18 protein-coding genes are annotated in these 17,727 nt (G+C 69.3%); 13 read left to right on the top strand and 5 right to left on the bottom strand.

From position 1 onward, the window contains the following. The first annotated feature begins 87 nt into the window (after window positions 1-87). Genes ACLZOT_RS12015 through ACLZOT_RS12000 form a run of 4 tightly spaced genes read left to right on the top strand, consistent with a single transcriptional unit; the run spans window position 88 to window position 1,886 of the window. On the top strand, window positions 88-441 hold the full coding sequence (locus tag ACLZOT_RS12015) for a hypothetical protein (protein WP_416968806.1): 354 nt from the start codon (window positions 88-90) through the stop codon (window positions 439-441). Next, entirely contained in the window at window positions 438-1,241 is an 804-nt protein-coding gene (locus ACLZOT_RS12010) for a hypothetical protein (protein WP_416968805.1), read from the top strand. Before ACLZOT_RS12015 ends, ACLZOT_RS12010 begins: the two co-directional genes overlap by 4 nt. Continuing rightward, the gene (locus tag ACLZOT_RS12005) at window positions 1,238-1,453 is read left to right on the top strand and encodes a hypothetical protein (RefSeq protein ID WP_416968804.1); all 216 of its coding nucleotides are present in this window, start codon (window positions 1,238-1,240) and stop codon (window positions 1,451-1,453) included. Before ACLZOT_RS12010 ends, ACLZOT_RS12005 begins: the two co-directional genes overlap by 4 nt. A 43-nt stretch (window positions 1,454-1,496) precedes the next feature. Next, complete coding sequence (locus ACLZOT_RS12000) at window positions 1,497-1,886, top strand: roadblock/LC7 domain-containing protein (protein ID WP_416968803.1); 390 nt, start codon at window positions 1,497-1,499, stop codon at window positions 1,884-1,886. Window positions 1,887-1,941: 55 nt separating this feature from the next. Here the strand turns inward: ACLZOT_RS12000 and ACLZOT_RS11995 are convergent, their stop codons facing one another. Together ACLZOT_RS11995 and ACLZOT_RS11990 are read right to left on the bottom strand one after the other, a co-directional pair. Then, window positions 1,942-2,148 (bottom strand): antitoxin, encoded by a 207-nt coding sequence (locus ACLZOT_RS11995; protein ID WP_416968802.1) that lies wholly within the window; start codon window positions 2,146-2,148, stop codon window positions 1,942-1,944. Window positions 2,149-2,211: 63 nt separating this feature from the next. Beyond that, window positions 2,212-2,559, bottom strand: a complete 348-nt coding sequence (locus ACLZOT_RS11990) for a hypothetical protein (protein WP_416968801.1) — start codon at window positions 2,557-2,559, stop codon at window positions 2,212-2,214. A gap of 124 nt (window positions 2,560-2,683) precedes the next feature. Here ACLZOT_RS11990 and ACLZOT_RS11985 point away from each other — a divergent pair, with 124 nt between their 5' ends. The 6 genes from ACLZOT_RS11985 (at window position 2,684) to ACLZOT_RS11960 (ending at window position 8,986) form a co-directional block, all read left to right on the top strand. After that, window positions 2,684-3,595: a LysR family transcriptional regulator gene (locus tag ACLZOT_RS11985; protein WP_416968800.1), complete on the top strand. Its 912-nt coding sequence runs from the start codon at window positions 2,684-2,686 to the stop codon at window positions 3,593-3,595. A gap of 171 nt (window positions 3,596-3,766) precedes the next feature. After that, a complete protein-coding gene (locus ACLZOT_RS11980) occupies window positions 3,767-4,942 on the top strand; it encodes an amidohydrolase family protein (protein WP_416968799.1) in 1,176 nt (391 codons plus the stop codon). A 98-nt stretch (window positions 4,943-5,040) separates the two neighbouring features. Beyond that, window positions 5,041-6,126 (top strand): S-(hydroxymethyl)mycothiol dehydrogenase, encoded by a 1,086-nt coding sequence (locus ACLZOT_RS11975; protein WP_416968798.1) that lies wholly within the window; start codon window positions 5,041-5,043, stop codon window positions 6,124-6,126. Between the two features lie 174 nt (window positions 6,127-6,300). Continuing rightward, complete coding sequence (locus tag ACLZOT_RS11970; protein ID WP_416968797.1) at window positions 6,301-6,663, top strand: bifunctional 3-phenylpropionate/cinnamic acid dioxygenase ferredoxin subunit; 363 nt, start codon at window positions 6,301-6,303, stop codon at window positions 6,661-6,663. Continuing rightward, window positions 6,660-7,823, top strand: coding sequence for an NAD(P)/FAD-dependent oxidoreductase (locus ACLZOT_RS11965; protein ID WP_416968796.1), 1,164 nt, complete (start codon window positions 6,660-6,662; stop codon window positions 7,821-7,823). Before ACLZOT_RS11970 ends, ACLZOT_RS11965 begins: the two co-directional genes overlap by 4 nt. Window positions 7,824-7,858: 35 nt before the next feature. Continuing rightward, complete coding sequence (locus ACLZOT_RS11960) at window positions 7,859-8,986, top strand: aromatic ring-hydroxylating oxygenase subunit alpha (RefSeq protein WP_416968795.1); 1,128 nt, start codon at window positions 7,859-7,861, stop codon at window positions 8,984-8,986. Window positions 8,987-9,003: 17 nt separating this feature from the next. Here the strand turns inward: ACLZOT_RS11960 and ACLZOT_RS11955 are convergent, their stop codons facing one another. Further along, the gene (locus ACLZOT_RS11955) at window positions 9,004-9,801 is read right to left on the bottom strand and encodes an IclR family transcriptional regulator (protein ID WP_416968794.1); all 798 of its coding nucleotides are present in this window, start codon (window positions 9,799-9,801) and stop codon (window positions 9,004-9,006) included. A 236-nt stretch (window positions 9,802-10,037) separates the two neighbouring features. Further along, a complete protein-coding gene (locus ACLZOT_RS11950) occupies window positions 10,038-10,196 on the bottom strand; it encodes a hypothetical protein (protein WP_416968793.1) in 159 nt (52 codons plus the stop codon). A gap of 511 nt (window positions 10,197-10,707) precedes the next feature. On the opposite strand from ACLZOT_RS11950, the gene ACLZOT_RS11945 reads away from it, so the two are divergent. The 3 genes from ACLZOT_RS11945 to ACLZOT_RS11935 are packed head-to-tail and all read left to right on the top strand — an operon-like array spanning window position 10,708 to window position 17,182. Next, on the top strand, window positions 10,708-14,937 hold the full coding sequence (locus tag ACLZOT_RS11945) for an amino acid adenylation domain-containing protein (RefSeq protein ID WP_416969057.1): 4,230 nt from the start codon (window positions 10,708-10,710) through the stop codon (window positions 14,935-14,937). Between the two features lie 36 nt (window positions 14,938-14,973). Continuing rightward, the gene (locus ACLZOT_RS11940; RefSeq protein WP_416968792.1) at window positions 14,974-15,969 is read left to right on the top strand and encodes an aldo/keto reductase family protein; all 996 of its coding nucleotides are present in this window, start codon (window positions 14,974-14,976) and stop codon (window positions 15,967-15,969) included. A gap of 55 nt (window positions 15,970-16,024) precedes the next feature. Continuing rightward, the gene (locus tag ACLZOT_RS11935) at window positions 16,025-17,182 is read left to right on the top strand and encodes an aromatic ring-hydroxylating oxygenase subunit alpha (RefSeq protein WP_416968791.1); all 1,158 of its coding nucleotides are present in this window, start codon (window positions 16,025-16,027) and stop codon (window positions 17,180-17,182) included. Between the two features lie 63 nt (window positions 17,183-17,245). Here ACLZOT_RS11935 and ACLZOT_RS11930 read toward each other — a convergent pair whose 3' ends face one another. Beyond that, window positions 17,246-17,566 carry a DMT family transporter gene (locus ACLZOT_RS11930; protein ID WP_416968790.1) on the bottom strand — a complete coding sequence of 107 codons (321 nt, stop codon included), beginning with the start codon at window positions 17,564-17,566 and terminating at the stop codon, window positions 17,246-17,248. Window positions 17,567-17,727: the final 161 nt, after the last annotated feature.

Here is a 17,727-nt window from a genome sequence, read left to right as displayed (position 1 = left end):
GAGCGACGGACGCCCTGTCCTGAACCTTTCGGATTAAACTACTGTGCCTTCAGTTGCTATGTGAAGCAAAAGTGAAGGGGAGTCCCGTTGTCATCAGTCGAAGCCTCCCTGAGTCGCCTCCTGGAACTACCGGGCGTCACAGGTGTCTCGCTCATCGACGCGGTCACGGGACTGACGTACGGCGACGCGGGGGAGAGCGGCTCGGACCCCGTCGAGTGCAGCCGCCTCGCCTCGTCCATCGAGAGCGGCCTCAACTCGGCAGGTGTGCAAGGGGAGTTGGAGAGCATCGTCATCACCGGCAGCCGCCGCCAGCTCGTCGTGGCCACGGTCCCCCGCCAGGGCGACCCCCTGCTGCTGACGGCCGCACTGGAACGCGGTCAGGCCAACCTCGCCCTGGTCCTGCACCACTTGGGCCTGTACGCGGCCGAGGTGACCGCATGACGCCCGCCCTCACCCCGCGCAACCTCCCCGCCCTGCTGGCTGCGTTGCACGACGAGGGCCGCGACGCCGCGGTTGCCGTCTCGGGCACCCCTGGTGGCACGATTCACGTCCGCGCCGGACTCGTCGTCGCCGTGGACACCCCGGGCGCCCCGAGCGCGGAGTCGATCCTCCTCAAGTCGGGCCGCGTGGAGGACGGTTCATGGGCGGCGGCCCGAGCGGCGGGCGGCGACCTCGCCCAACACCTCCAGGAACGCGGCCTGTTGACCCGCCAGGAGTTCGAAGTCGCCTGTACGGCCGCCCTGTTCGACGGCGCCTTCGCGCTCGCCCTGGGCCCCGGCGCCGTCTGGGAGGTCCGCGAACCCGCCCCGGCGGTGGTCACCGCCCGCGCCTTCGCCCCGCACCTGGTCGCCGCCGAGACCACCCGCCGCCTCACCGTCCTCACCGAACTCTGGGGCTCACCCGTCGAGTTGGCCCGCACCAGGATCCGTACGACCGACACGCCCCGCCCCCCGGCGCTCGGCGCCCGCCACACCGCCGTCCTCGACGCGGCGAACGGCCGCCGCACCCCGCGCGACCTCGCCTTCACCCTCGGCCGGGGCACCTACGCCGTCATGCTCGACCTGGCCCGGCTGCGCACCCTTGGTCTGATCCACCACGACGTGACCCCAACGGCCCGCCCCAGCACGGCACTTCGCGTCCCGGGGGCCCACGCCACGGCTTCCCGCCCGCCGGCCGGAAGTGCCCCGCTCCCGACGCGCACGCCGGGGACACACCGCCCTCACCGATCGGATACCGTGTGAACCCGCGCCGGCGCAGGAAGTCCCGACAGCGCTACCTCGCACTCGCCCGGCGGCGCGGACAGGCTCGCCCCGTCGAGGACACCCCGCCGCCACTGCCCGTACGCCGCCCCGGCGCGTCGACCGGCCGCCCCGTCCCCACGGACCTTGAGGAGCACCAGCCTGAGACATCCCTCCTGCACCGCGTCCGGGACCGTCTCGCCGCGCTCCCCTGAACCCCCCGCACGCCCGCACATCCGCTCACAGCAGGGACCGCCGATGTCCGAAGTCCACCAGTCCGAACCGCTCGTCGAGGTGCTCACCGCGCTGCGCGAAGGGGTGATGGGGGTCAGCGAGACGGTGATCTCCACCGTCGACGGCCTTCTGGTCGCCGCCGACGTCGACGCCGTGCACGCGGAGTCGGTGGCGGCGCTCACCGCCGCGAGCTACAGTCTGGCCCGCCGGATGGCCCACGAGGCGGGCGGCACCGGGCTGCGGGACGTCACCACCCGCAGCGCCGACCGGCACGTGGTCGTCCTCGCCGTCAACGACCGCGCGCTGCTGACGGTCGTCGGGGACGACGGCCTCGACCACGCCCGCCTCCAGCGCGAGATCCACCCCACGCTGGAGAGCCTCGCGAAGATCCTGGACGCCGACACGCCCGCCTGAACGCGGCACGCCCCCACCGTCAACCGCTCGGTGGGGGCGCCGGGTTGACGGGCCGTCAGTCCTTCTTCTCGCCCAGCTTCCCGATGTAGTCCTGCGCCTTGTCGACCGCCGTGTCGATCTTGTCGCCGTGCTTGCCGCCGGTCCTGTCGTCGATGAAGTCGCCCGCCTTCTCCAGCCCGGCGGAGATCTTGTCCCCGTGCTCCCCGGCGAGGTCCTCGACCTTGTCCTTGAGACCCTTGAGGTTCTTCAGCCCCTCGAACACCCGTATCTCTCCTCTACAGTCATGTAGTACTGACCCGCTCATGATCGCACCCCGGCCACCCCGTCACCGCACGCTCCAGGCCGTCACCGACTCCAGCGGCACCCGGAAGTACTCACCCAGCGCCGCCGGCAGACTGCTCGACCCGGAGATCAACTGGCAGCCGTGCAGATGCAGGAAGACCGGCGGATAGGCGAGCGGCTCGTCGGCCTCGCGCCGGAACGCCTCGCCGAAGAGCTCGTCCGGCGCGCTGTCGTCGTCGAGGCGGTCGGCGACGGAGACCGCCCAGGAGCGGTGCGCGGTGAGCCGCCCGGTGAGGACCACACCATGGGCGACGACCGTCAGACGCGGACCCGTGCCCTCCATCTCGGTGCGGTTGATCAGATCGATGAGCAGTTCGTCTCGCGCGGCCATGCCCGAACTCTACTGATCCAGAAGCCCTTTGGACGACGCTTCCGATGACACCACCGCTGTGCCCCACCTGGGTGATTTATGCTCGACCGGGACCGGCACGACATCCCCGCGGAGGCACCACCTCGTGGCCCTGGACCTGAACCTTCTCGTGCCGCTGGACGCGCTCCTCAAGGAGCGCAGTGTGACGAAGGCGGCCCAGCGCCTGGGGCTGAGCCAGCCGACCGTCAGCGCAGCGCTCGCCCGGCTGCGCCGCCACTTCGGGGACCAACTGCTGACCCGGGTGGGCAACACGTACGAACTGACACCGCTGGCCGCGCGCCTCGTCGAGCAGACGGCCCAGGCGCTCGGCTCGGTGGACCGGGTCTTCCTCTCCCGCCCCGTCTTCGAACCCACCCACAGCCGCCGCGAGTTCACACTGTCGGCCAGCGACGTGCACGTGGCGACACTGGGCCGGGTCCTCGCCGACCTGCTGCGCGAACGGGCCCCCGGCGTCCGGCTGCGGTTTCGGACCAACACCATGGAGACCGTCGCCCACGCGAAGGACCGGCTGGCCGCCCTGGACGCCGTCGTGCTGCCCCAGGGCCTGCTGTCGGACTTCCCGGTGATGGACCTGTACGAGGACCGGTGGGTGTGCGTGGCCTCCGCCGCCGCGCTCCCGACGCACGGGGAACTCTCCGCCCGCCCCTGGGTGATGCCCTACCACTTCCCGTGGGCGATGGGTTTCTCGCCCGCGCACCGGCTGCAGGCCCAGGGCATCGAACCCCGGGTCGAGATCGCCGTGGAGAACTTCCTGTCCATCCCCGCGCTGCTCACCGGCACCGACCGGGTCGCGGTGGTCTCCGTCCGCGCCCTTTCGCTGTTCCCCGCCGGGCACGGCCTCGGCGTCGTCGAACTCCCGCTGGGGCCGGGCCCGGTGGTGGAGTCGCTGTGGTGGGACGCGCAGCACGACCGCGACCCCGCGCACATCTGGCTGCGCGGCGTCGTCGCCGAAGCCGGCGCCCTCGTCGCGGCGACACCGTGGCCGGAAACGGTATAGACCTGGTCTATACCCGGCATCGGTGATCAAGCGTTCCCACCGGGCCGTCCAAGAACGACAGTTGACCGAAGGGATTCGGCCACTGCCGACGGACAGCGCTTGCCGCCAGGGCCTGCCGGGACAGGGGGGTGGCCGAGTCCCGACCCCCCACCCCTCGGTTCTGGAGATGTTATGCGAGGCGAACTGCTCGCGCTGCGGGCCGGTCACGTCTTCGACGGCGTACGCGCGGCGCCGTCCGGCATGCTGCTCGTCGAGGACGGCGTGATCCTCGACCTGGACCTCCGGGGCTCCGAGCCCCCGCAGGAGGCCACGACGGTCGACTTCGGGCCGGACGCCTGGCTGCTGCCCGGGTTCGTCGACGCCCATGTCCACCTCTGCTGGGACGGCACGAACGACGCCGTCGCCCATGTCGCGGCGGACAGCCGCACCACCCTCTTCGAGATCGCCCGCGCGAACGCGGCCCGCGCCCTGGACGTCGGCGTCACCACCGTCCGTGACCTGGGCGACCGCGACTACGTCACCCTCGACCTGCGCGAGAAACTCGCGTCCGGCGAGATCCCCGAGATCGTCGCGGCGGGCCCGCCGATCACGACGTACGGCGGCCACTGCCACTTCCTGGGCGGCGAGGCCGAAGGCGCCGAAGAACTCCTGGCCGCCGTCCACGAGCGCGCCGAACGCGGCTGCGACGTGGTGAAGGTGATGGCGAGCGGCGGCAACTCCACCCCCGGCTCCAGCCCCCTGGTCCAGCAGTACCACCCCGTCGAACTGAGTCTGGTGATCGCCGAGGCGCGGCGCCTGTGCCTCGCCACGGCCGCGCACGCCCACGCCGCCGACACCCTCGCCGAGATCGCCGGCCTCGGCTTCGACACCCTGGAGCACTTCTCCTTCTTCACCCCGGACGGCGTCGGCGTGCGCCGGGACGTGCTCGACGAGGTCGTCTGGCGCGGTACGTACGTCAGCCCCTCGGTCGGCCTGCTCCCCGGTCACGAGCCGACCCTCCCGGAGGTGGCGAAGCGGTACGCGTCCATCGGGGCGGTCGTCGGCGAGATCATCGCCTCCGGCGCGCGGATCGTCCCGGGCACGGACTCGGGGGTGAGTGCCGCGAAGGCGCACGGCGTGTACCCGTACGCCCTCATGGACCTCGCCCGGTACGGGATGGGCAACCTGGACGTGCTGCGCGCGGCGACCCGGGTCGCCGCCGAGGCGGTGGGGCGGGGGGAGACGAAGGGGAGGCTGCGGCCGGGCGCCGACGCGGACATCATCGTGCTCGGGAGGTCGCCGCTGGCGGACATCTCGGCGGTGACCGAGGTGCGGGCGGTGTACCGGATGGGGGAGCGCGTTCGCTGAACGTCGTCCGTCTTGACCCCGTCAGGCCACTCCCCGATGCTGTGTTGCGTTACATGAGAAGCGTGCCGCAATGAGCAACGTCGATTTCGGGAGTGGCCATGGCTCACCAGGTCCGTGCTGTCGTCGCGAGAGGAAAGGGTGCCCCCGTCTCCCTGGAGACGATCCTCGTGCCCGACCCGGGCCCGGGGGAGGCTCTGGTGAAGGTCGAGGCGTGCGGGGTCTGCCACACGGACCTGCACTACCGCGAGGGCGGCATCAACGACGAGTTCCCCTTCCTCCTCGGGCACGAGGCGGCGGGCGTCGTGGAGTCGGTCGGCGAGGGCGTCACGGACGTCGCGCCGGGTGACTTCGTGATCCTCAACTGGCGTGCCGTGTGCGGCAATTGCCGGGCCTGTCTGCGCGGGCGACCGCAGTACTGCTTCAACACGCACAACGCCCGGCAGAGGATGACCCTCCTCGACGGCACCGAACTCGCCCCGGCCCTCGGCATCGGCGCCTTCGCCGAGAAGACCCTCGTCGCCGCCGGCCAGTGCACCAAGGTCGACCGGGCCGCCTCCCCGGCCGCCGCCGGGCTCCTGGGCTGCGGCGTGATGGCCGGGATCGGCGCCGCCATCAACACCGGGAACGTCGGACGCGGTGACACGGTCGCCGTCATCGGCTGCGGCGGCGTCGGCGCGGCAGCAGTCGTCGGGGCCTCGCTGGCGGGCGCCGCGAAGGTCATCGCCGTCGACATCGACGACGCCAAACTGGAGACGGCGGCGAAACTCGGCGCCACCCACACCGTCAACTCCCGTGGCACGGACGCCGTGACGGCGATCCAGGAGCTCACCGGCGGCTTCGGCGCGGACGTCGTCATCGAGGCCGTGGGGCGGCCGGAGACGTACAAACAGGCCTTCTACGGCCGGGACTTGGCCGGAACCGTCGTCCTCGTCGGCGTCCCCACCCCGGAGATGAAGCTCGAACTCCCGCTCCTGGACGTGTTCGGGCGGGGCGGCTCGCTCAAGTCGTCCTGGTACGGGGACTGTCTGCCCTCGCGGGACTTCCCGATGCTCATCGACCTCTACCTGCAAGGGCGGCTCCCGCTCGACGCGTTCGTCACCGAGACGATTCAGCTCGACGAGGTGGAGAAGGCGTTCGAGCGGATGCACCAGGGGGACGTGCTGCGCTCGGTCGTCATATTCTGACGAACTGTCACATCGCTTGCCGTACGCGCCCGTTCCGCCTGCTCACGCGGGTGGGGCGGGCGCTTCGCGCTGTCCTGGAATCCCCGGCTTTGGACTCCTTGACAACGGTTCTGGGCGCCTCCACACTGGCGTTGCGCTCACCGCAATCCGTTTCGCTATACGCACCGAGGTGTCATGATGATTCCCGCGTGCCGTCTCGCGGACCTGCCGCGAGGCGAGGCATACCGGCTCGACATCGACCCGCCGGTCTCGGTGTTCCACACCGAGGACGGCGAGCTCTACGCCATCGACGACACCTGCACCCACCAGGACGCCTCGCTCGCGGACGGCTGGCTGGAGGGTTGCGAGGTGGAATGTCCGCTGCACGCCTCGACGTTCGACCTGAGGACCGGCGCGGTGGACTCCCCGCCCGCCCGGCTCCCGGTCCGGACCCACGAGGTGGTCGTCGAGGACGGCGTGATCCACGTCAAGCTGTCCACGGCGCCCCCCAACCTGCCGCCCTGCGTGGGCTCCCGGCTCGCCCAGGGGACCGCGTGAGAACGGTCGCCGTGGTCGGGGCCTCCCTCGCCGGTCTCTCGGCGGTCCGTGCCCTGCGCGACCAGGGCTACGAGGGCCGTCTGATCGTCGTCGGCGACGAGGTCCACCGGCCCTACGACCGCCCGCCGCTGTCCAAGGAGTTCCTCGCCGGCACCTACGGCGAGGCCGACCTCGCCCTGGAGACCGACGGGGAGAGCCTCGACGCCGAGTGGCTGCTCGGCTCCCGCGCCACCGGACTCGACCCCGCCGCCCGGGAGTTGAGCCTCGCGGACGGCAGCCGGCTGTCCGCCGACGGCTTCGTGATCGCGACCGGCGCGGCGGCCCGGACGCTCCCCGGCTCCGCGAACCTCGCCGGGGTGCACACCCTGCGCACCCTCGACGACGCCCGCGCCCTCAAGGCCGAACTCGCGGCCGGCGGACGGCTCGTGGTGATCGGCGGCGGGTTCGTCGGCGCCGAGGTCGCCTCCACAGCCCGCTCCCTGGGCCTTACGGCGACAGTCGTCGAAGCCGCCCCCACCCCGCTCGCCGGCCCCCTCGGCGCCGCCATGGGCGCGGTCGTCTCCGGCCTCCACACCGACCACGGCGTACGGCTCCTGTGCGGGGCCGGCGTCAAGGGGCTCAGCGGCGAACGGCGCGTGGACGCCGTCCTGCTGGAGGACGGGCGCAGCCTCCCCGCCGACATCGTCGTCGTCGGCGTGGGCGCCCGGCCCTGCGTGGAGTGGCTCGAAGGCTCGGGCGTCCCCCTCGACAACGGCGTCAAATGCGGCGCCGACGGCCGGACCGGCGTACCCGGTGTGGTCGCGGTCGGCGACTGCGCCAACTGGTACGACCCGCGTACGGGCGGCCACCGCCGCGTCGAGCACTGGACGGGCGCGCTGGAGCGGCCGTCCGCCGCTGTCGGGGCGCTGCTCGCCGGAGACGGGGACGGCGCGACGCCGGGTGTCCCGCGGCCCCCGTACTTCTGGTCCGACCAGTACGGCGTGCGCATCCAGTTCGCCGGACACGCGGCGGGCGCCGACAGCGTCACCGTCGAGGCGGGCGCCGCCGACGACCGTGACGTCCTCGCCGTCTACCGGCGCGGGGACACACCCGTCGCCGTCCTCGGGATGAACCAGCCCCGCCTGTTCACCCGTTGGCGCAAGCAGCTCGCCGCCGCCTGACCCTTCCACGACGACGTAACCCGAGGAGTGCCCCCGTGACCTCGACCGGCCTGCCGGACAGCCTCATCGCCACCCTCCCCGGCTTCTCCTACACCGATCCAGGGGTCTTCGCCCAGGAGCAGGAGCGCATCTTCGAGACCATGTGGTTCTGCGTCGCGCGCGCCGCGGACCTGCCCAAACCGGGGGCGTTCCGCACGGTCGACGTGGGGCGCGAGTCCATCCTCGTCACCCGCGCCCGCGACAGCTCGATCCGCGCCTACTTCAACGTCTGCCGGCACCGCGGCGCCAAGCTGTGCACGGAGGAGGCGGGCGAGGTCAAACGCGCCTTCCAGTGCCCTTACCACGCCTGGACGTACGACCTCACCGGGAAGCTCGTCGCCGCGCCCAACCTCACCAAGATGCCCGACGTCGGCCGCACCGAGTTCGGCCTCGTCGGTGTGCACGTGCGCGAGTGGCTCGGCTACGTGTGGGTGTGCCTCGCCGAGAACCCGCCCTCCTTCGAGGACGACGTGATGGGCGCGGTCGTGGAGCGGCTCGGCGACACCGAGTCCATCGACCGCTACGACATGGCGAACCTGTCGCTCGGCAAGCGGATCGTGTACGACGTCAAGGCCAACTGGAAGCTCATCATCGAGAACTTCATGGAGTGCTACCACTGCGCGACGATCCACCCCGAACTCACGGAGGTCCTCCCGGAGTTCGCCGACGGCTACGCCGCCCAGTACTACGTCGGGCACGGCGCCGAGTTCGGTGACGACGTCCAGGGGTTCACCGTCGACGGCTCCGAGGGCCTCGACCGGATACCCGGGGTCGCCGACGACCAGGACCGCCGCTACTACGCGATCACCGTCAAACCGCAGGTGTTCGTCAACCTCGTGCCCGACCACGTGATCTTCCACCGGATGTACCCGATGGCCGCCGACCGCACGGTCGTCGAGTGCGACTGGCTGTACCTGCCGCACGTCGTCGAGTCCGGCAAGGACGTCAGCCGGTCCGTCGAGCTCTTCCACCGCGTCAACCAGCAGGACTTCGACGCCTGCGAGCGGACCCAGCCCGGCATGCACTCGCGGATGTACGCGAAGGGGGGAGTGCTGGTGCCGAGCGAGCACCACATCGCGGCGTTCCACGACTGGGTGCTGGAGCGGCTGGGGGAGCCGAGGTGAGCCAACAGCCCACGGGCTCAGCCCAGATGCCCCATCCTGCGGCTGATCTCCTCCGCCCCCTTCAGCAGCACCGGCGCGAACTGGTGGAGCCGGTCCTGCGTGAAGCGGTACGCCGGTCCGGAGGCGCTCAGCGCCGCGATCACCTCGCCGTCGCGGCCCCGGACCGGTGCCGCCATCGCGTGCAGCCCGACCTCCAGCTCCTCCAGCGTGTACGCGTATCCGCGCTCCAGCGACTCGGCGAGGTTCTTCTCCAGCTTCGTCCTCGCCGTGATCGTGCGCGAGGTCAGCTTCTTCAGCCCGGCCTCCGCGAGCAGCGCGGCCCGCTCCGTCGCCGGGAGCGCGGCGAGCAGCACCTTGCCGCTGGACGTCGCGTGCAACGGCGTGAGCTGGCCGACCCAGTTGTGCACGGCGACGGCTCCGGGACCCCGTACCTGATACAGGTTGATCGCGTAGTGCTCCTGGAGCACCGCGATGTTGACGGTCTCGCCGATCTCCTCCGCGAGCCGCTCGCAGATCGGCCGCGCCTGCTGGGTGATGTCTATGCGCCCGGTCACCGCGCCCGCGAGCCGGACGATCCCGAAGCCCAGCCGGTACTTGCCGCGTTCACCGGACTGTTCGACCAGCCCGCGCGACTCCAGTGCGCCGAGCAGGCGGAACGCCGTGGACTTGTGAACGTCGATCTCCGCCGCCACCTCGCTGACCCCCGCTTCGCCGCGCTGGGCGAGGATCTCCATGACGCTGATGGCGCGATCGACCGACTGGACCCCGCCGGCCTGGGAAGTGGACGTCTCGGTATCAGGGGTGTAGTTGCTCACAGTGAAACTATACGCGTGGTACGGTACAGAATTTTCGCCCTCGGTAACCTGACCAGGTTCTTTTCTCTGGTGGAGAAAGCGGTCCGGTTCAGTGCAGGGCCGCCGGCTCCGCACGCCGCCGGGGGAGGAAGAGGGTAGCGACGAGGGTGACCGCGAGGGCGGCGGCGGCCCGGCGGCCTTGGCTTTCCCCACGGCCCGCACGGCCTTGAGCGCCTCGGAGGCGTTCTGCCGGTCCGTCAGGACGACCCGCCGCCCATGCCGAGTCCCATGACGAACAGGAACATGACGACGGTCGCCACGGTCAGGGCGAGGCCGAGGAGACCGGGCACCTTCGTGGCGCCCACGGTGCCCTCGCCCGGGACGGAGGAGACGCCGTAGTCGACGTCCTGCGCCAACGGCGCACCGAAACCACCGTCACCCGTAAATCCCCCGCGACCGACCCAGCATTCTCACCCCGCGCGAACCGCTCGGCCGCCTCCGACCACACCTGCTCCCGCCGGTCCTGTTCAGCAGGCGAATACCCGCCCCCCTGCGCATACCTGAGTACACCCACACACCCCGCGTCACCCTGAAGCGAAAACCTCAATCGTGACAAATACCTGCCGAAGTGGGACTCCCGACCTTGATCGACAATATTTGTCCAATGTTGATCTAGGGGAGTCCCGTTGCTCTGTTCACTGTATTTGACGTGCAGTTATGCGTTTCATGTAACGGTGTCGACATCCCGGTCGGGCGGTTTTTCTGGTGCGGTTGGATTTCGCTACCTAGTGGTGCGTGATCGGCGAAGGTAAGATCCCGCCAGATGATCCCCGTGGGGGCCATCCTCCCCCGCGGCGAATCAAGGTTCCCTCTGTAGCCGAATCCTGGTCAACACGAACGGAGGCCCCATCTGTGGGCGTTTCGCGGATGACACTACCGGATCTATTCCAGTTATGCGCCGATGCCTGTCCTGACGCCGTGGCACTGGTCACGGGGAACCGTACATATACGTATGCCGAGTTAAATTCCGGCGCCAATCGACTGGCCCGATCGCTGGTCTCGCGAGGTATCGGCCCCGAGGACTTCGTGGCCATCGCACTGCCGAGGACCGAGGAGATGGTCGTCGCCCTCCTCGCGGTGCTCAAGGCGGGGGCCGCGTACTTCGCCATCGATCCCCAACAGCCTGCTGAGCGAGTCGCGTTCATGGCCGAGGAGGTGCGTCCGAAACTGGTGTTGACCACGACCGGATCGCGCCCACCCGGCCTGGAAGACGCGCATGTTCCGGCCATGACGCTCGACGGTCTGTCGCTGTTCGTGGCCAGCGACGAGTGGGCCGATGGTGACCTGACGGATGACGAGCGCATCGCGCCGCTCGACTCCTCCCACCCGATTTACGTGATCTACACTTCCGGCTCGACCGGCCGGCCCAAGGGGGTCGTGGTCACGCATGGCAACCTGGTCAATCTGCTGACCGACCTGGGTGAGCGCTTCGGCCTGACGTCCGACGACCGGATGCTGGCCACCTCGGTGCTGGGCTTCGACATGTCCGGCGTGGAGTTCTTCCTGCCGCTGGTGCGGGGGGCCGGCCTGGTGCTCGCGCCCTCGGGCGCCAACCGCGAGCCGGCGACCGTGGCCGAGTTGCTGGGGCAGGGCGTGACCATCGCGCAGGGCACGCCGACCTGGTGGGGCATGCTGGTCGAGCAGATCCCGGACAGCCTGCGTGGCCTGCGCATGCTGGTCGGCGGTGAGCCGCTGCCCTCGACCGTCGCCATGGCGATGCTCAAGCTCGGCAGCGAGGTGGTGAATCTGTACGGCCCGACCGAGACGACCGTGTGGTCGACCATCGCGCCGTTGAGCGAGATCACCGGCCCGCCACCGATCGGACGGCCGCTCGCCAACACCGAGGTCTATGTACTCGGTCCCGGCATGGAACCTGTGCCGCCGGGTGAGGTCGGTGAGCTGTACATCGCCGGAGCCGGGGTCGCGCGTGGCTATCTGAACCAGCCGGCCCTGACGGACGAGCGCTTTGTCGTCAACCCGTTCGACCCGGCCGGGGCGCGGATGTACCGCACGGGCGACCTGGTGCGCTGGTCCGCCGACGGCGATCTCGAATTCGTCGACCGGGCCGACCGGCAGGTCAAGGTCCGTGGCCACCGAGTCGAACTGGGCGAGATCGAGAAGGCCGCGGTTACGCACCCGTTGGTCAGCCAGGCGGCAGTCGAGCTGCGCGAGGACCAGCCTGGTGACAAGCGGCTGGTGGCCTACGTGGTGGCGGCCTCCCAGGCGGAGTCCGAAGAGGCGTCGCGGGAGAAGGTCGACGAGTGGCAGAAGGTGTACGACTCGGTCTACACCGAGACCGACACCGAACGGCCGCCGCTGGGCATGGACTTCGGGGTCTGGAAGAGCAGCTACGACGGGCATCTGCTGCCGATCGAGCACCTCCGGGAGATCCAGGACGACACCGCGACGCGGCTGCGGGCACTGGGGGCGCGCAGGGTCCTGGACATCGGGGTGGGCGCCGGTCTGACGCTGGCCCGGGTGGCACCGCACTGTGAGGCGTACTGGGGCACGGATCTCTCCGCTCCGGTCATCGACAACATCAGGGCCCAGTGCTTCAGGGATCCCGCGCTGGCCGACAAGGTCAAGCTGCGGTGCCAGCCGGCGGACGACCTCGACGGCCTGCCGGAGGACTTCTTCGACCTGGTCATCATCAACTCGGTGATCCAGCACTTCCCCACGGTCGACTACCTCGTGCGGGTCCTGACGAACGCGATGGACCTGATCCGCCCCGGCGGCTGTGTCGTCGTCGGGGACGTACGCCATCTCGGTCTGCTGCGCAGCCTGAAGACCGCGATCCACCTCCACCGTGCCGACGAGCAGTTGGCTGCCGCCGAGGTGCGGCGCGATGTCGATCACGCGCTGGCGCTGGAAAAAGACCTGATGATGCTCCCGGAGTTCTATCTCGCGCTCGCCGACAAGATGGACTCGGTGGCCGCTGTGGACATGCGTCTCAAGCCCGGCCGGTATCACAACGAGTTCACTCGGTACCGCTACGACGTCGTGCTGCACAAGAGGTCGGACGGGGCCGAGCCCGCGGCCGAGACCTTGGGTGAGCTGCCCGTCCTTCGGTGGGGGCAGGACATCGCCGAACTGGACCGGCTGGCCGGGCACCTGGACGATCCGGCGAAGGCGCCGGTCCGCCTCTCGGCCGTTCCGAACGCCCGTATCGCCAACGAGACCGCCGCCTCCGACCTGCTCGTCGACGGCGCGGACATCGGCGCGGTGCTGTCCGAGCTGCGTGGCCCGATCCACGGTGTCGACCCCGAGGAACTCCGCCTCCTGGCCGAGCGGTTGGGATATCAGGCCATCTTCACCTGGTCCGGGTCCGGGGACGGCAGCTTCGACTGCGTCCTGGTCGCCGCGGACGGGCCTGACTTCCCGGTGCTGACCGACCTCTACCGGCCCGTGGCAGAGGTGAAGGCACCGCTGGCCTCGTACGCCAACGAGCCGATGCGGGCCGTAGCGGCCGACCTGTCGGCCGCTACGTTGCGGGCGCACTTGGCCAAGACGCTGCCGGAATACATGATTCCCTCGGCCTTCGTGCGGCTGGAAGCACTGCCGTTCAACTCGAACGGGAAGCTCGACCGCGCGGCGCTGCCGGCACCGCGACGGGCGGGCGCCTCATCGGGTCGCGCGCCGGGCAACTCCATGGAAGAGACGCTGTGTGAACTCTTCAGCCAGGTGCTCGGGGTGCCGGAAGTCGGGGTCGACGACAGCTTCTTCGAGTTCGGCAACAGCATTCTCGCGGTCCGGCTGGCGAGCCGGATAAAGGAGCGGCTCGGCGTCGGTGTACCGGTGCACGAGATATTCGCCCGGCCGACCCCGGCCGCGCTCGCGGACCTGTTCATCAGTGCGGACTCCGGCGAGGAATTCGACGACGCGGTGGATCTCGTCGAGGAAGCCCTACTCGACCCGGCCATTTCGACCGCGGGAAGTGAGCCGCTGGACCGGGACCTGGTCCGTGCGCCGCGCAAGGTCCTGTTGACCGGTGCGACCGGCTTTGTCGGGTCCTTCGTCCTCAGGGAAATCCTCGACAGCACCGACGCCCATGTCTACTGCCTGGTGCGGGCCCGAGCGGACACCGAGGCGGCGGGCCGCGTCATGGACAGCCTGCGCGGCTACGGTCTGGCGGACGGCGTGGACTCCGGCCGGATCACGGCGATCGCCGCCGACCTGGAAAAGCCCCTGTGCGGGCTGTCGGAGCCGCAGTTCGACCTGCTGGCCGAGCAGATCGACCTCATTTTCCACAATGGGGCCCGGGTCAATCTGGTCGATGCCTACGACCGGCTCAAGGCGGCCAACGTCGGGGGCACTCGGGAAATGCTGCGGCTGGCCGCGAGCAGGCGGGTCAAGCCGCTGCACTACGTCTCCGCGACGAGCGCGCTGATCGCGACCAGGGACAATCCGGATCCGCTGGCCGAGGACCGGCGGGTCGACCCGGAGCTGATGCCCATCGAGGGCTATGCGCGCACCAAGTGGGTGGCCGAGGAAATGCTCCGCATCGCTCGTGTGCGCGGCATTCCCTCCTCGGTGTACCGGCCCGCGCAGATCGGTGGCCACACGCGCACCGGTGCCGTGGGAGTCAACGACGGCCTGTGGCACTACATCCGGGCATGTGTGGAGATCGGGGCCGTGCCGCACGCCGGTGAGGGCTGGACCGAGGTGAACGTGGTGCCGGTCGACTACGTCGCCAAGGCTTACGTGCGCCTCGCGCTGGACCCCGAGTCGATCGGCGGCGAGTTCAACCTGACCAATCCGCAGATGGTCGAGATCCACGCGATCATCGACCGGGTCCGCGCCGTCGGCCACCGCATCGAGGCCGTGACCTACGAGGACTGGATGCGTCGGCTCCAGCGACACGCGGACGCCGGCGCCGAGGACCCGAAGAGCTCGGTGCGGGCAACCCTTGTCCTGGTCAGCGCGGGGGTGGATTCGCTGGAGCTCGATGACCACCGCTACGACCGGACCAACACCACGCGCGCTCTCGCCGACTCGGTCATTGACTGCCCCGAATTCGACAGCCCCCTTCTCGACCGGTACATCCAGTACCTCGTCGATTCCGGTTTCCTGCCCGCGTTGAACGGGCGCCAAGGCTGAACTCCTGGTGGGCGACAACGACTTCGAGGAGAATTGATGAAACACCGTCATGTCGGCAAAAGCGGCCTGATGGTCAGCGAGATCGCGTACGGCAACTGGCTCACCCATGGCCAGCAGATCGACGAGGATGTCGCGTCCGCCTGCGTGCAGGCCGCACTCGACGCGGGAGTCACCACCTTCGACACCGCGGACATGTACGCGGACACCCGTGCCGAAGAGGTATTGGGGCGGGCGCTGGCCCAGCAGCGCCGGGCGGGGGTGGAAATCTCCACCAAGGTCTACTGGCCGACCGGCTCCGGGCCCAACGACCGCGGCCTGTCCCGCAAGCACATTCTGGACTCGATCGACGGATCTCTGCGCCGTCTGCAGACCGATTACGTGGACATTTACTGGGCCCACCAGTTCGATATCGAGACGCCGCTCGAAGAGACGATGGAGGCGTTCTACGACATCGTCCGGGCGGGCAAGGTCCGCTATGTCGGGGTATCCGAGTGGCGTGCCGAGGACATCCGCGCCGCGCACCGGCTCGCCCGGGAACTGCGCATTCCGCTGATCGCCAACCAGCCGCAGTATTCCATGCTGTGGCGGGTGATCGAATCCGAGGTGATTCCCACCTGCGCGGAGCTGGGTATGGGACAGATCGTCTGGTCGCCGATCGCCCAGGGCGCACTGACCGGAAAATATCTGCCCGGTCAGCAGCCGCCCCCCGGATCGCGCGGTGCTGATCCGGAGGGGCGCAAGTGGCTGGATCCGTTCATGCGCGACGAGGTCCTCGGCCGGGTCCAGAAGCTGCGGCCGCTGGCGGAGTCGGCCGGGTTGACTCTGGCGCAGCTCGCGGTGGCCTGGACGTTGCAGAACCCCAATGTCGCCTCCGCGATCGTCGGCGCGTCCAACCCGAAGCAACTGATCGAGAACTCTGCGGTAGCAGGCGTCGTCCTGGAGAAGGAACTGCTCACGCAGATCGACGAGATTCTGGATCCGGTCGTCGAGCGGGATCCGGCCAGGACCGTTCGGGAGGACCCGCGCCCGTGATGACCGCAGCACACACCGAGACATTCACTCGCCTGACTACCGGAGGGGACGCCTGATGACGACGACCACACCAGGTGATTGGCCGCAGGCACCGCTGCCTCTCGACCAACTGCACCGTGTGACCGGGCCGTTCGGGAAATCCAGCATGCTGCCGGCGGCGGCCTACACCGCGCCCGAGGTGTTCGCCTGGGAGCAGCGCCACCTGTTCGCCGGCACGTGGAGCTGCCTCGGTCGGGTGGAGGAGATCTTCCCCGAGGGAGCGACCCAGTACGCCAAGCAGGTGGGAACCGTACCGGTTCTGCTGACCAGGGAGGGTGACCGGATCGCCGCGTTCGCCAACACCTGTCGGCACCGCGGACACGAACTACTGGGCGACGGCTGCTCGTCGAGCAAGCGAGTGGTGCACTGTCCGTACCATTCCTGGACGTTCAAAATGGACGGCTCGCTGCGCACGGCACCCCGGTTCCCGGAGTTGCCCGAGGACCACGGGCTGATCGAGCTCCCGTCCGAGGTCTGGCACGGATGGGTCTTCGTCAACGCCAGTGGCGACGCCGCGACCTTCCCTGAATACCTGGGAGCGCTCGCCGGGCATGTCGCGCCGTACGCGCCCGAGCGGCTGAAGCTGGCCGCCACGCGCACCTACGAGGTGGCGGCGAACTGGAAGGTCATCGTCGAGAACTACCAGGAGTGCTACCACTGCCCGCACATCCACCCCGAGTTGACCGCCGTGGCGCCGCCCAACAGCGCCGCCTACATCGCGGATGAGCCGGGAGCCTGGGTCGGCGGCACGATGGACCTGGCAGAGGGCGCGCAGACCATGTCGATGGACGGTCGGGCCGGCGGCGCGATCCTGGCCGGCGTCGACCAGCACCGGGTGTTCTACGCCGCGCTGGTCCCCAACCTGTTCATCTCGCTCCACCCCGACTATGTGCTGATCCACCACCTGGTGGCGCACTCCCCGGACCACTCCACCGTCAACTGCTCCTGGTACGCCGTGGACGGAGTCCTCGACGACAGTCCCGTTGCCTTCTGGCACCGGATCAACCTGCAGGACTGGGATGCCTGCGAATCCGTCCAGCGGGGGCTGACTTCGGAGCACTACCGTCCCGGACCGTTCGCGCCGATCGAGGACTCCGTGCACCGATGGGTGTCCCTCGTCGGACGCGCGTACACGGGCATGCCGCCGTGGGAGCGGCCGTCCGCCGACGCGTGACGATATCGAGGCCGACAGGCGGGCAGGGTGACCCTGCCCGCCTATCGTGCGTGGAACGCTCGCTCAGTGCTTCCCGGTCAGGTTGAGCAGTACTACTCCGCCAATAATCAGAGCAATCCCCAGGATTTTGGCTGTGTTCGCCGATTCATTCATGAATACCATCCCGATGACCGCGATCGCGGCGGTGCCGAGGCCGGACCAGATCGCGTAGGCAATGCCCAGCTCCATTTTTTTGAGCGCCTGTGCCAGCAGTGTGAACGAGGAGATGTAACAAATCGCGACGACCAGACTCGGCAGCAGTTTGGTCAACCCGTCACTCAGCTTCAGGAACGAGGTGGCGATCACCTCGGCGGAAATGGCGCTAAGCAGCAGGAACCAGACCATGGCCGCCCCCCAATCTGTCGTTCGTTCAGGGAATTTATCCGTGTTGATCGACTGTGAGTCTACGTTCTCTTTGGCGTTGCTGTTCGAATTCGGGAGGTGAAGAAAGTTGGGGCACTGTGCAGGGCACCTGCACCAGGACGCTAAGACAGTTCCATAGCGGG

Source organism: Streptomyces sp. 4F14 (assembly GCF_048159485.1).
Classification (GTDB): domain Bacteria; phylum Actinomycetota; class Actinomycetes; order Streptomycetales; family Streptomycetaceae; genus Streptomyces.
Note: the sequence above shows the minus strand (reverse complement) of the source record. Positions and strands in the feature narration are given on the sequence as shown.

Coding starts and splice junctions, on each gene's coding strand:
- ACLZOT_RS11990 (WP_416968801.1), bottom strand. CDS start 2,559: ATGGCCGCGCGAGACGAACTGCTCATCGATCTGATCAACCGCACCGAG.
- ACLZOT_RS11930 (WP_416968790.1), bottom strand. CDS start 17,566: ATGGTCTGGTTCCTGCTGCTTAGCGCCATTTCCGCCGAGGTGATCGCC.
- ACLZOT_RS12010 (WP_416968805.1), top strand. CDS start 438: ATGACGCCCGCCCTCACCCCGCGCAACCTCCCCGCCCTGCTGGCTGCG.
- ACLZOT_RS11935 (WP_416968791.1), top strand. CDS start 16,025: ATGACGACGACCACACCAGGTGATTGGCCGCAGGCACCGCTGCCTCTC.
- ACLZOT_RS11970 (WP_416968797.1), top strand. CDS start 6,301: ATGATGATTCCCGCGTGCCGTCTCGCGGACCTGCCGCGAGGCGAGGCA.
- ACLZOT_RS11980 (WP_416968799.1), top strand. CDS start 3,767: ATGCGAGGCGAACTGCTCGCGCTGCGGGCCGGTCACGTCTTCGACGGC.
- ACLZOT_RS11975 (WP_416968798.1), top strand. CDS start 5,041: ATGGCTCACCAGGTCCGTGCTGTCGTCGCGAGAGGAAAGGGTGCCCCC.
- ACLZOT_RS11940 (WP_416968792.1), top strand. CDS start 14,974: ATGAAACACCGTCATGTCGGCAAAAGCGGCCTGATGGTCAGCGAGATC.
- ACLZOT_RS11945 (WP_416969057.1), top strand. CDS start 10,708: ATGACACTACCGGATCTATTCCAGTTATGCGCCGATGCCTGTCCTGAC.
- ACLZOT_RS12000 (WP_416968803.1), top strand. CDS start 1,497: ATGTCCGAAGTCCACCAGTCCGAACCGCTCGTCGAGGTGCTCACCGCG.